Genomic DNA, 13,880 nt, shown 5'->3' on the forward strand with positions numbered 1-13,880 from the left:
AGGCTCACTTCACGACCGGCGATGATCCCGCCCTGGGCGTTGCGGATCGAGTCGGTGGCGAGCATGTCCAGGCGCCCGCCTGCTTCGATCAGTCCGCTGTTGCTGATGTTAGTGGCGCTGGCGGCGAGGTTGTTGGTGGCACGCAGGGTGCCGACGTTGACCAGGTCGCCGCCGCTGATCAGGTTGACGTCACGGCCTTGAATCAGCGCGCCGTTGGGGGCGACGCGACCGTTGGCGTGGGCCAGGTACAGCACTGGGGCCAGCACCTTCTCGCCGTTGACCTCGACCTGCTCCATCCAGACGATGTCGTGGGTCAGGGCGGCGACCTGCTCGGCGCTGAGCGACACCCCCACGCTCAGCGACAGCTTGTCCTTGCTGGCGATGGCGTTGTCCATCAGGTAGCGGAACAGCGTCTCGTCGCTGGTCATGCCATCGATGTAGCGCTGGCCGGTGCGGGCCACCACGGCTTCGCGGATCAGGCGTTGTTCATAGAGGCCGTCGCCCAGGCGCTTGATGGCCTGGTCTGGATTGACGTCGAGCTGGCCAAGTAGGTAGTCGGAGCTCAGGAACTGCTTGAGGTCGGTCAGGGCCGGGTTGGTCTCCACCAGGTATTTGTGCGAGGTGCTCGGCACGCTGCGTTCAGGGACGCCCTGGACCAGTCGAACACCCGCTGCCAGGCCATCCAGTGCTACACCGGCGCCGCTGACGGCGCCTTGGGCCGCAGCCGAGCCTTGGGCGGACAGCGTCTGCGCCGCACGGTTGTCGGCATTGGTGGTGCTGGCCAGCGGTGAGATGAAGGTGCCGCTGCCTGCTTGGGTATGGTCGGCGGTGGCGCCCAGGGCATCGCCGCTGATCGCGGCCTGGCCGGTCTGGGTGCTGATGCGGAACAGGCCGTTGCTGCCTTGAGGCAGGCTGAAGCTGGGCAGCGTGACCGGATTGACCTGGCGCTGGGCGAGGTCGGGCGGTAACTGCGGGTTGAGCGCACGCACCTGGGTCTGGACCTGGCGCGGATCAGCCGTGGCATCGCCACGGGCCCCGATGGTACCGGCGCCGGCCTGGTTGACGCGCACCACGCTGTTGTCGATGCGCTGGGTGGCGTTGATGGTCACGGCGCCAGCCGACTGCACGACCGCCGGGGCAACCACGGCGCCAGCGATCGGCGTCCTGTTGTCGATGACGTCATAGATGCTGTACTGCGGATACCCCGCAGCGGCCATGACCTGGTCGAGGGTCAGCGAGCCGGGGTTCTGGTTGAACTGGTTCTTGGCCTGGATGAACGCGTTGTACTGGCCGCGATCACGGGTATACATGCTCGCGGTGAGGTTGCGCTGCTCGCCTCCACCGGCGCCCTTGTTCTCGAACACCGCCGTGTTGATGGCGATGTCACCCGCCGCCGAAACGCTGCTGTAGTGGTTGCGGAATGCGTCACCAGCGAAGGTCAGCTTGCTGCCGGTGGTGATGAAGGCGGTGGGGGTATCGCGGTCGATGACGTCTTCCCAGCTTTCCGTTGCCGAGAAGTACAGCTCGCAGCCCTTGCCCTTGCAGCGGTCGTCGGAATAAACGTTGACGTTGCCGGCGACCAGTTTCTTGGTCGAGCTCAGGAATTCCTTGCGGTTGAGCAGCGTGTCCACCGCCAGGGTCATGTTGCCGGCGCTTTCCACGCTGCCGGAGATATTGTCCAGCAGCACCGCGCGGGCACCGGCGTTGCCGGCAAGATCAAGGCCACCAAGGCTGTAGATATCGCCGTAGTAGTTGCTCAGGCTGCCGACGCGCAAGGTCATGTCATTGCCGCTGAACACCAGGCCGCGCTGGTTGCTCAGGCTGTTGGCGGCCAGCTTCACCGCCGCAGCGCCACCCAGGGTGCCGCGGTTTTCGAGGCTGGCGGCCGTCACCGTCAGGCCGCCCAGGGCGGTCAGGCGACCGTCGTTGCTCAGCAGGTTGCGCGCGGTCACCGCGGTGTCGGCGCCACCGGCCAGGCTGGCGGTACTGGACAGGCGGATATCGTTGGCGCCCAGCGTCAGTGCGCCAAGGCTGCTCAGGCGGCCATTGCCATCATAGTTGCCGGTCAGATCCAGTTGCAGGCTGCCATCGCTGGCCAGCAGGCCATGGTTGGTCCAGTCGCCGCCCCGGCCCTTGAGGCTCTCGACGGCCAGCAGCTTGCCGCTGGCGGTCTGGACGAAGCGACCGATGTCCAGCTCCAGGCGCCGGGCTTGCAGCACGCTGCTGTTGGTCCAGCTGGCAGCGGCGATGCTCAGCAGGCCATCGGTGTGCAGTACGCCGCCAGCCTGGGTGACCTTGTCGGAGGCCAGGCCGAAGCTACCCTGGCCGGTGTGCAGCAGTTGCCCGCCGCTGTTGCTCAGGCCACCGATCTGCAGGTCGAGGTCCTGGTTGGCGGTGGCCAGCACACCGTTGTCGTTGAGCAGGTTGCCCGCGACGATCAATCGACTGGTGCCGGTCTTGCCAAGGGCGCGCAGGTTGCCGCTGCGGTTGTCGAGTTCGCTGGCACGCAGTTGCAGCTCGCTCTCGCTTTCCAACTGGCCGAGGCTGTTGTACAGCGCGCCGCCGAGGCCGAAGTCGATGCGCCCGGCGCCGATCTTGCCGCTCTGGTTGAACAGTTGCTGGCCCTGCACCTTCAGCAATCCGGCGGCGTACAGGCCACCGCCGCGGTTGTCGAGATCGGCGGTGACGATCTTGCCGTCACCGCCCAGCGCCGAAAGGTAGCCGCCCTGGTTGTTCACCTTGGCGTCGGCTGCGATGTCCACGGACTGCGCCTGGGTGGTACCGCCAGCGTTGTCGAACAGGTCGCTGAAAACGCCCTTGAACAGGCCTTTGGCCGCGCTGAGCATGCCATTGCCACTGTTGTCGAGGCTCGCCGCGTGCAGTTCGAGGTTGCCTGCCTGGCTCTCCAGGCGACCGCCGCGGTTGTCCAGGCGCTTGTCCAGGCGCACGTCGATATCGCCCTGGCTCTTGAGCGCGCCGGCCTGGTTGTCCAGGGCAACGGCGTGGATATCGAGCTTGCCGTGCTCACTGAACAGCAGGCCATCGTTGCCGTTGAGCAGATCGCCGCTCAGGCGCAGCACCAGGTTCTGCTGGCTGGCCAGGTTGCCGCCGTGGCTGTTGTCCAGCGCGCCCGAATCGACATGCAGCAACCCATGGCTGATCAGCTTGCCGCCTTGGTTGTCGACACGCGCGGCCTTGAGCAGCAGATCGGCGCCACTGACCAGGCGCGCGCCGTCGGTATTGAGCAGTGCATCGGCCAAGGTCAGGTCGAGCGCCGCACGGCTGACGAGCTGGCCCTTGGCGTTTTCCAGACGCTTGCCGGCGACGCTGATCGCCTGGCCGTTGATCTGCCCGCCCTGGTTGTCGATGACGGTGCTGTCCTGGTCGAGCGTCAGGTCACCTGTGGCGGAAATGAGACCGCCGCTGTTGTCCAAACGATCGCCGACACTGAGGGTGATCGCCTGCTCCGAGGAGACGATGCCCTTGCGGTTGTCCAGGCTGGCCGCCGTGACCTGCTGGCGGCCCTTGCTGACCAGAGCGCCCTCGTCACGGTTGTCGAGGGCGCCTGTCAGGGTCACGGTAAGATCGCCGTCCTTGCTCGACAGCGTGCCCTCGGCGCTGTTGTTCAGGTCGCTGCCGGTGACCTGCAAGCCTTGAACGCCGGACATCAGGCCCTTGGTGCTGTTGTCCAGCTGTGCCGCCTCTACGGTCAGCCGGCCGTCGCTGAGGATGCGGCCCTGCTGGTTGTCGATGCGCTTGGCGAGCAGGCTGAAGGATTGCTGGCTGGTGACTTCGCCAGCGCTGTTGTCGAGCGTGCCCAAGCGCTGGATGATCAGTGGGCCATTGGCACTGATCAGGCCGCCCTGGTTGGTCAGGTCGCCGCCGTTGAGGTCGAGGTCGAGTTTCTGTTCACCGATCAGACGCCCCTGGCGCTGGATCAACGCACTCACCCGCAGCAGCAGATCGCCCTTGGCGGAGATCTCGCCGCCCTCGCTGGAATCGACCTGCCCGGCCACCAGTGTCAACTCGGCATCGCTGTGGATGCGACCGCCGCGCTGAAGGGCATCGGCGCCGTTGCGCACGTCGCCCGTGGTCAGGGTCATGGCCTGCTTGCTGCTCAAGGCGCCGCCCCGGTTGTCGAGGCCGTCGCTGGTGACGGTCAACCCCGCCTGGCTGATGAGCTGGCCGCCCTGGTGGTTATCCAGTTGTCCGGTCGTGACGGTCAGGCCGGTGTTGCCCGACAGCAGGCCACGCTCGCTGTTGAGCACGCCTGCACTGGTGACGGTCAGCGCTGCGGCGGCAGAAAGGATGCCCTGGTCGTGGTTGTCGAGTTGACCGTCGATCACGGCCTTGAGGGCCTTGCCGCTGGCCAGGGTGCCGCCGCTGAAGTTATCGAGGCTGGCAGCCTCGACGTCGAGATCGTGGCTAGCCGACAACACGCCCTTGAGGCTGTTGTCCAGAACACCGGCAATGCGCAGGGTCAGGTCCTGGGCGCTGATCAGGCGTCCGCCACGGTTGTCGAGGCTGTCGGCGATCAGGCTGAAGCCGTGGTCGCTGGAAATCTCTGCGCCGTTGCGGTTGTCCACCGCGCCGATCTGGCGCAACAGCAGGCTGCCTGGCGAACACAGCAAGCCCCCGTCGCGGTTCACCAGCTGGCCGTGCTGCAGGTCGAGGTCGATGCCGGTCCCGCTGACCAGTTGCCCGTGGTCATGCTGGTCGAGGCCGGTCAGCGTCGCATCGATCTGGCCGGAGGCACTGATACGGCCACGGGCGCTGTTGTCGAGCTGGGTGGCGACCAGCAGCAGGCTGCCGGCACCGATGTTGCCCTTGGCGCTGTTGTCGATGGCGCCGCTGCGCAACTGGGCATGGCCAGCTGCACTGATGGCGCCGCCCTGGCTGTTGTCCAGGCGGGCGGCGTCAAGCACCAGCCCGGCATCGGTCACCAGAATGCCGCCCTGGTTATCCAGCAGCCCTTGGCTGGTCAGGCCCATGGCAGCGATGGCCGAGACCTTGCCGCCCTGGCGGTTACGCAACGTGCCGGCGTTCAGCGTGAGGGTGCCGTCACTGACGATGAGCCCGGCGTCGCTGTTGTCCAACTGGCCGTCCAGGGCCAGCTCGATATGCGTGTGGCTGCTCAACCGGCCGCCGTTGTTGAGCAGTTCGGTGCCTTTCAGGCTCAGGCTGTCGTAGCCGCTGAGCAGGCCCTTGTTCTGGTTCAGCAGGCGCTGGACGGTCAGGGTCAGGCCACGGTCGCCAATGACCTTGCCAGCCTGGTTGTCCAGCAGTGCGCTGGCGTCGAGCACGACCTTGCCTGCGCTGGAGATCTCACCCTGCTGGTTGAGCACGCGCGCCGCGCGGATGTCGACCAGATTGGTCGCGCCAATCCCGCCGCCGTTCTGGTTGTCGATCGTGTTGGCGGTGAGCAGCAGGCTGCCCAGGCTGGTCAGCCTGCCGCCCTGCTGGTTCAAGGTGCCAAGGTGAGCTTCGAGGTCACCCTTGGCCGTGATGTTACCCAGGCGTTGATTGTCGACCTTGTCGGCGATCAGTTCGAGGCGGCCATCGCTCTGCAGGTGGCCGGCATCGCTGTTGGCCAGGCTGGCAACTTCGATGTGGGCCTTGCCCTTGGTGGTGGCTACGCCCTTGTCGCGGTTGTCGAAGTCCCCACCGGTGACGGTCAGCGAGCGGTCGGCAAGCACCAGGCCGCCACGGTTGTCGAGGCGTTCGCCATGCAGTGAGAGATCGCCGACGCTCGACAGCATGCCGTTGTCGCGGTTGTTCAGGGTGGCCACTTTGACGGCCAGGGTGCCGTCGCTGAGCAGGTTGCCCTTGCCGCTGTTGTCCAGGCCCACGGCTTTGAGATCGAGCAGGCGCTTGGCCGAGATCAGGCCGAGGCGGTTGTCGATGTCGGCGCTGGCGACGATCAGCACGTCGCCGCCCAGCATCTGCCCGCCGCTGTTGAGCAGCCCGGCGGTGGTGATGTCGAGGCGATCGGCCTTGAGCTTGCCGCCGTTCTGGTTGTCCAGCAGCGCGCGGGTGGTCAGCTTTGCCTGCTGGTCGCTGCCGATCAGACCGTTGCCGCGGTTGTCCACCTGGGCGGCGGTGACCTGCAGGTCCCCCTGGCCGACCACACGGCCGCCACGGTTGTCGAGGTTGCCGGTGATATCCACCACGGCCTGGCCCTTGCCCTGCAGCAGGCCTTGCTCACGGTTGTCGATCGCACCGCCCGTGGCTTTAAGGGTGTCGTCGGCCAGCACCTGGCCTTTGCGGTTGTCCAGCAGGCCTGCGGTCAGCGTGGTGTTGCGGCCCTTGAGGCTGCCACCCTGGTTGTCGAGCGTGGCGCTGCTGTCGATCTCGAGGTTGCGGTTGGCGACCACGCTACCGCGGTTGTGCAGGGTCTGGCCCTTGAGGCTCACGTCGCCCTGGGCGTTGCGGCTGTTGTCTGGCTCCACGCCGGCTTCGATGATCCCTTGGTTGTCGATCCGCGCGCCCCGCACGCTGATGCTGCCCTTGGCGGCGAGGCTCTGGCCGACGGTCACATCGTCGCGCACACGCACGGTGGCGCTGCCGGCGGTGTAGGTCTTGCCGGTCAACTCGGCGCTTTGCGCGGCGATCTTGAGGTCGCCGGCGCTGGAGGTCTGGGCAAGCGTCACCTTGCCGTTGGCGTCTACCTGGATATCGCCGGTGGTGGCGGCCATGTTGCCAGCCAGCTTGACGCCCACGCCCTGCTCGGTGCCGACCAGGCGGATGGTGTTGGCATACATGCCGCCCAGCGCCGAGCTGTCGATGGCCAGCAGAGGCTTTTCGCTGCCGTCATCGGCACGCGGGGTGGCCTGCAGGGTATCGGCCTGGACGTCGTTGCGCCCGGTGACGATGTTCAACTGCTTGGCGTGCAGCTCGGTATTGAGCTTGGCACTGCGGGTGATCAGGTCGAACTGGTCGAGGTTGGTGGCGTTGAGCGCATCGCCCTCGATGGCGATGTCGCCGCCATCGACCTGGAAGCGGTCCAGGCGCTCGCCGTCCATGATCGGCTTGCCGGTGGTGAGGGTCGCCCGTGGCGTGTTGATGAAGCCGCAGCCGTTGCAGGTGATGCCGTGGGGGTTGGCGACGATGACCCGGGCCGCCTGGCCCGCCACCTCGGTGTAGCCTTGCAGGGTACTGCGGTTGCCGCCGGTGACCTGGTTGAGGATGACCTGGGCCGCCTGCCCCCTGAGATTGGGGTTGCCGACGATGATGCCGCCCAGTTGAGTCGACTGGGTCTTGCCGGTGGCGTTGTTGAGGATCAGCCCGTTGCTGCCGACGTTGTAGTCACGGAAGGTGTTGCTCGACAGGCCGCTGCCGTTGGGGGTGGCGATATTGACGATCGGCACCCCGTTGCCGGCCTGGTTGATGCTGGTGTTGGCATTGGCCGCCGCATCGACGGTCAGCTGTGCAGCCGTGCTGACGATGGGGTTGAGAAACATCACGCCAGCAACGATCAGGGCGATGCACTGGTTCAGTGGGGTGCGGATATCCATGTCGAACAAACTCCAGTCGCAGCTCAGGCCTGTTGCCGGCCTGCCCCGCAAGGGGCAGCGATGTCACGGGTATTGGGTGGGGCCGGCGCTCAGAAGAAGGCGTCGACGCGGAAATAGATCGGGTGCTCGCGGCGGGTCACCGCATCGGGGCGCTCCAGCGAACGGGCAAAGGTTGCGCTGGCAGCGAAGTACTGGCCGCGCACATTGAACTCCAGGGCATTGCCGCTCAGGCGCCCATGGTCCTTGCCGTTGCCATGCTGGCCCTTGATCACACCGGCGTCGTAGGCGAACGCCATGCCGTATTCGCGCAACCAGGGCTGCAGCGCAGCCCAGGTGACCGGCCGACGCCAGCGCAACTGGTTGCGCCAGTAGCCGCCGCTGTCGCCGGTGAGGGTCTGATCCTTGAAGCCACGCACCGAGGTCAGCCCGCCGACACTGATGCGCTGGGCACTGTAGAGCGCGTCCTCGCTGCGCTGGCCGGTGGCCAGGCTGTCGAAGCTGAACTGCTCGCCCCACAGCTGGAACGGCTGCAGGTAGCTCAGGGTCAGGGTGTACTTGTTGTAGCGCGACACCGGTTCGTTGCCGTGGGGGTCGCCTGCGCCCTGGGCGTCGAGCGCGCCGATGCCCTGCTGCCAGCCGGCATCGAGGTTGACGAAGGCATTGCCGATGCGTCGGCCGTGGTTGACGCCAAGCTGACGCTCGGTGATGCGGGTGCTGGAGACATCGATCAGGGTGTCGTCAAGGTAGTTGCGCGCGCGCAAGTGGCTCACACCGATGTTCACCGCCGTCTTGCTCAGGCTGTCGCGGTGGATCACCCGTTCGGCCTGGAACTGGTGCACGCTGTTGTCGCCGTCGAGCTTGAAGGGAAAGCCGCTGGAGGTGTCGCGGGTGCGGTAGTAGTTGTGGTTGTAGCTGTAGTTGAAGGTCCACCAGCCCCACGGCAGGCTGTAGTTCAGGCCATGGCTGTCGGAATGGCGCCAGTGGTCGCTGACCACATCACGCCCGCCCCTGAGGCTCAGCTGATCGGCCAGGCCCAACGGGCTGTCCCACTCCAGGCCCAGGTTCATCTGTTGCTCGCCGCTGCTGGCATCACCATTGTTGTGGCGGCTGGCCGAGACTCGCCAGGGTTTGTCACGCTGGCCCTTGAGCTGCACGCGGCTACCGCCGACTTCCTGGCCTGGCACCAGCTCGACTTCGACCTGACGCGACGGCAAGCGACCAAGCTGGTCGACCATCTGCTCCATGTCCCGCAGGTTGAGCACTTCGGAGACCTGGCCGGGGAAGGTCATGGCCATTTCCCGTGGGCTGGCGAGCGCTGAGCTGTCCAGGCCTTCCAGGCGCCCTTCGACGATGATGATCTGCAGGATGCCCGAACCCAGGTCCTGCTGCGGCAGGTAGGCACGGGTGGTCAGGTAGCCACGGTCGATGTAGTGATCGGTGATGCGCTTGAGCAGGCCGTTGAGCTCGCCCACCTGCAGGCACTTGCCTTCATAGCCCTCGACCAGTGCCTGGCGCTGCCGCTCGCTGAGCAGGGTCGCACCTTGCAGCTCGACGCTGCGGATCTGGAAGCACCGCCCTTGCTCCGAGCGCACCACGGGGGCCTGAGGGGCCTGCTTGCCGGGCAATTGCTGCAATTCCTCAAGGCGCTTGCGCTGCTCTTGCAGAAGGTTTTCCTGACGGTCACGAATCAGGTCGCGGTCGCCGGGAGACTGGAAGGGGGCGGCACTGGCAAGCAGCGGCAGGAGCGCAAAGCCGGTCGCCAGCGCACGGAGGAAGAGGGACATGCAAGTAATCCGTCACTTGAGAACTGATCGCATCACTGCGAAAGGGTGCGCAGGATACAAGAGCAGAACCACGCCATCAATGCGCCACTTAGTGCTTTGCGACGAACGCTGATTCGTTTCCGTGCTTGGATAGCGAAGGGATGCGGGTCGGGGGGATCGGGCGGGGTTTCGGGCAATTGCTACAGAATGAAAAAAGCCCGCCAGTGTGATAGCGGGCAAGGACCTACGAAGATTCTTCTAGCGACCAACCAGGCTCTGTCTGAAATGTATCTGCACTCGCCCATACTGCGTTGAAACGGCGCTCGGAATGCTCATTTACAACCCGTAAACTCCGCTTCCTCGCCCCGTTTCGCCTTGCCTGGCCTTCGCGCAGACACATTTCAGCCAGACCCTAGCTCCCACGATAGGTCGAATAGCTGTAAGGCGAGATCAGCAGCGGCACGTGATAGTGCTCCTGCCCTTCATCGATGCCGAAGCGCAGCACCACGACATCGAGAAACGCCTGGTCAGGCAGTGCAACACCCTTGGCCCGGTAGTAGTCCCCGGCGGCAAACTGCAACTGGTAGACACCGGTACGGTAGTCATCGCCCTGCAACAAAGGCGCATCGACGCGGCCATCGCTGTTGGTCAGTGCGCTGTTCACCAGCTCCAGTTGCTGGCCTTCGACACGGTACAGCTCGACCTTGATCGAGCTGCCCGGGCAGCCGTGAGCGGCATCCAGTACGTGTGTGGTCAAACGTCCCATTTGCTTGTCGCCTCTTGTCGTTTGCATGGGCAGAAAATACACGGCATGCACCAACACGAGGCTGACGAAATGCCGGAATGGGCTCATTAAGACACTTTCGATTCAGATTGTACACAATTTTTTGAACCCCGCTGCGCACCGCTCATGGCAGGCCTTCCGAGCACGAGCATCCGTCGCAAATACAGGGCCTGTGCAGCAGGCCGAGGTATTATCTGACCGATCAGGCAGGTTTCTTGCAGTGCTTTTCCAGCCTGAGTTTGAGGCGACAAGTGGGAAGAAATGCGGAAAAACGGGCTTACAAATGGTCAAATAAGTTGTATACAATCATCCCATCCGGTGCGTGCGACAACCCGCCGCGGTCCACCCACCACCCGCACCTACGAACATAAGGAAGACTGCAGTGAGCGCTGACTACCCTCGCGACCTGATCGGTTACGGCAACAACCCACCTCACCCGCAATGGCCGGGCAACGCCCGCATTGCCCTGTCTTTCGTGCTCAACTACGAAGAAGGTGGCGAGCGCAACATCCTGCACGGTGACAAGGAGTCCGAAGCCTTCCTCTCTGAAATGGTGGCTGCCCAGCCGCTGCAGGGCGTGCGCAACATGAGCATGGAGTCGCTCTACGAATACGGCAGCCGCGCCGGGGTGTGGCGCCTGCTCAAGCTGTTCAAGGACACCGGCGTACCGCTGACCGTGTTCGCCGTGGCCATGGCCGCCCAGCGCCACCCGGACGTGATCCGCGCCATGGTCGAGGCCGGCCATGAGATCTGCAGCCACGGCTACCGCTGGATCGACTACCAGTACATGGACGAGGCGCAGGAGCGCGAGCACATGCTCGAGGCCATCCGCATCCTCACCGAACTGACCGGCGAGCGCCCGCTGGGCTGGTACACCGGGCGAACTGGCCCGAACACCCGGCGCCTGGTGATGGAGGAAGGCGGCTTCCTCTATGACAGCGACACCTACGACGACGACCTGCCCTACTGGGAACCGAACAACCCCACCGACAAGCCGCACCTGGTGATCCCCTACACCCTGGACACCAACGACATGCGCTTCACCCAGGTGCAGGGCTTCAACTGCGGCGAGCAGTTCTTCCAGTACCTCAAGGACGCCTTCGACGTGCTCTACGAAGAAGGCGAGCACGCGCCGAAGATGCTCTCCATCGGCCTGCACTGCCGCCTGGTCGGCCGCCCCGCGCGCCTGGCCGCGCTCAAGCGCTTCGTCGAGTATGCCAAGAGCCACGAGCAGGTCTGGTTCGCCCGTCGCGTGGACATCGCCCGCCATTGGCACGCCACCCATCCGTACAAGAAAGAGAACGCCTGATGACCGCTTTCAACACCCTCAAGCCCTCGACCCTTGACCGTGACGCCTTCGTCGCGGCCTTCGCCGACATCTACGAGCACTCGCCGTGGGTCGCCGAAAAAGCCTACGCGCTGGGCAACCTGAGCGAGCTGGACGAGATCGAGGTGCTGCACCAGCGCATGAGCGACATCCTGCTCAGCGCCAGCCACGCCGAGCAACTGGCGCTGATCAACGCTCACCCGGACCTGGCCGGCAAGGCAGCGGTGCAGGGCGAACTGACCGAATCGAGCACCAACGAACAGGCCGGCGCCGGCATTCACCAGTGCACTGCCGAAGAGTTCGCACGTTTCACCGAACTCAACGACGCCTACAAGGCAAAATTCCAGTTTCCGTTCATCATGGCGGTCAAGGGCAGCAACCGGCACCAGATCCTCGCCTCCTTCGAAAAGCGCATCCACAACGACACCGATGCCGAATTCAAGGAAGCGCTGGCGCAGATCAACCTGATCGCCCTGTTCCGCCTGCTGCAGCTTTGAGGACCAAACCCGGACTGGCCCGAGTGCGTGACGCGACCGCACCCAGGGCCTGCCCGAACGAGGTCCGCCCTACATACCGATAACGAATACAGAAGAGATAACCGCATGCGTACCCTGATGATCGAGCCCCTGACCAAAGAAGCCTTCGCCCAGTTCGGTGACGTGATCGAAACCGATGGCAGCGACCACTTCATGATCAACAACGGCTCGACCATGCGCTTCCACAAGCTCGCCACGGTCGAGACCGCCGAGCCGGAAGACAAGGCGATCATCAGCATCTTCCGCGCCGACGCGCTGGAGATGCCGCTGACCGTACGCATGCTGGAGCGCCATCCGCTGGGCAGCCAGGCTTTCATTCCGCTGCTCGGCAACCCCTTTCTGATCGTGGTCGCGCCAGTTGGCGATGCACCTGTATCAGGCTTGGTCCGAGCCTTCCGCAGCAACGGCAGGCAGGGCGTTAATTACCATCGCGGCGTCTGGCACCACCCGGTGCTGACGATCGAAAAGCGGGATGACTTCCTGGTGGTTGATCGCAGTGGTTCCGGCAACAACTGCGACGAGCATTACTTCACCGAGGAACAGATGTTGATCCTCAATCCCCACCAATAAGAAAAGGTCGGTCATCCCGGGTCTCGGCCTGTCGGTGATCGGCAGAGGTACATACTGTGGAAGCACACCTTCACGAATGGCTGAACCTGAGCATTCGCTGGGTTCACATGATCACCGGCGTGGCCTGGATCGGTGCATCGTTCTACTTCGTCTGGCTGGAGAACCACCTGAATCGAAGCAACCCGCGCGATGGGTTGTCAGGTGACCTCTGGGCCATCCATGGCGGTGGTATCTACCACCTGGAGAAATACAAGCTCGCACCACCGAAAATGCCCGAGAACCTGCACTGGTTCAAATGGGAAGCCTACTTCACCTGGATGTCCGGGATCGCCTTGCTGTGCGTGGTGTTCTACTGGAACCCAACCCTGTACCTGCTGGCACCTGGCAGCACCCTGAGCGGCGCCGAAGGCGTGGCCATCGGCATCGGCTCACTGGTCGTCGGCTGGTTCGTCTACGACTTCCTGTGCGACTCACCACTGGGCAAGCGCCCCGCCCTGCTCGGCGCCGTGCTGTTCGTGCTGATCATCGCGGCGTGCTGGGGCTTCAGCCTGGTGTTCAGCGGTCGTGGCGCGTACCTGCACACCGGCGCGATCATCGGCACCATCATGGTGGGCAACGTGTTCCGCATCATCATGCCGGCCCAGCGCCAGCTGGTGGCGGCGATCGAGAACAACCAGACCCCTGATCCGGTACTGCCGGCCAAGGGCCTGCTGCGCTCGCGACACAACAACTACTTCACCCTGCCGGTGCTGTTCATCATGATCAGCAACCACTTCCCGAGCACCTACGGCAGCCAGTACAACTGGCTGATCCTGGCCGGGATCGCAGTGGCTGCGGTACTGATCCGTCACTATTTCAACACCCGCCACGACAGCAACAAGTACGCCTGGACCCTCCCTGTGGGTGCCCTGGCGATGATCTGCCTGGCCTATGTGACCGGTCCCAAGCCGCTGCCGACCTCGCCCGAGCAGGCTGCTGCGAAGATCGAGTACCAGCCATTGCCCGCCACTGCAGTCGGCGGCAAGACCGCTGCCGAGCTGCGCGCCGAGGAAGCTGCCAAGGCTGCCCAGGCACCTGCCGAAGCGCCGGCCCAGGCCACCGCCCAGGCTGCGCCCGGCAACTTCGAGAAGATCCACGACGTCATCCAGGAACGCTGCACCGTGTGCCATTCGTCGAAACCGACCAGCCCACTGTTCAGCACCGCCCCGGGCGGCGTGATGTTCGACACCCCGCAGCAGATCCAGGCCCAGGCCGCGCGCATCCAGGCGCAGGCCGTCGCCAGCCAGATCATGCCGCTGGGCAACATCACCCAGATGACCGTCGAGGAACGCAAGCTGGTCGGCGACTGGATCGCCAAGGGTGCCCCGGTCAACTGACACCGCACAT

7 protein-coding genes are annotated in these 13,880 nt (G+C 64.7%); 4 read left to right on the plus strand and 3 right to left on the minus strand.

What is annotated here, in order from left to right:
• The 3 genes from F6X62_RS09930 to uraH form a co-directional block, all read right to left on the minus strand.
• On the minus strand, positions 1-7,514 hold a 7,514-nt coding region (locus F6X62_RS09930), incomplete at its 3' end, for a filamentous hemagglutinin N-terminal domain-containing protein (protein ID WP_153773387.1).
• Positions 7,515-7,603: 89 nt separating this feature from the next.
• On the minus strand, positions 7,604-9,298 hold the full coding sequence (locus F6X62_RS09935; RefSeq protein WP_153773388.1) for a ShlB/FhaC/HecB family hemolysin secretion/activation protein: 1,695 nt from the start codon (positions 9,296-9,298) through the stop codon (positions 7,604-7,606).
• A 391-nt stretch (positions 9,299-9,689) separates the two neighbouring features.
• Positions 9,690-10,043 (minus strand): hydroxyisourate hydrolase, encoded by a 354-nt coding sequence (uraH, locus tag F6X62_RS09940; protein ID WP_054893660.1) that lies wholly within the window; start codon positions 10,041-10,043, stop codon positions 9,690-9,692.
• 400 nt (positions 10,044-10,443) lie between these two features.
• Between uraH and puuE the strand changes: the two genes are divergently transcribed.
• The 4 genes from puuE (at position 10,444) to F6X62_RS09960 (ending at position 13,870) form a co-directional block, all read left to right on the plus strand.
• Positions 10,444-11,370 (plus strand): allantoinase PuuE, encoded by a 927-nt coding sequence (gene puuE, locus F6X62_RS09945; protein WP_054893659.1) that lies wholly within the window; start codon positions 10,444-10,446, stop codon positions 11,368-11,370.
• Positions 11,370-11,885: a 2-oxo-4-hydroxy-4-carboxy-5-ureidoimidazoline decarboxylase gene (gene uraD / locus F6X62_RS09950; protein ID WP_112897793.1), complete on the plus strand. Its 516-nt coding sequence runs from the start codon at positions 11,370-11,372 to the stop codon at positions 11,883-11,885. Before puuE ends, uraD begins: the two co-directional genes overlap by 1 nt.
• A 105-nt stretch (positions 11,886-11,990) precedes the next feature.
• Entirely contained in the window at positions 11,991-12,494 is a 504-nt protein-coding gene (locus F6X62_RS09955; RefSeq protein WP_054893657.1) for an ureidoglycolate lyase, read from the plus strand.
• A gap of 56 nt (positions 12,495-12,550) precedes the next feature.
• Entirely contained in the window at positions 12,551-13,870 is a 1,320-nt protein-coding gene (locus F6X62_RS09960) for a urate hydroxylase PuuD (RefSeq protein ID WP_153773389.1), read from the plus strand.
• The last annotated feature ends 10 nt before the right edge of the window (positions 13,871-13,880 follow it).

The sequence above is a fragment of the Pseudomonas sp. MNR3A genome (genome assembly GCF_009650575.1).
GTDB lineage: Bacteria > Pseudomonadota > Gammaproteobacteria > Pseudomonadales > Pseudomonadaceae > Aquipseudomonas > Aquipseudomonas machongensis.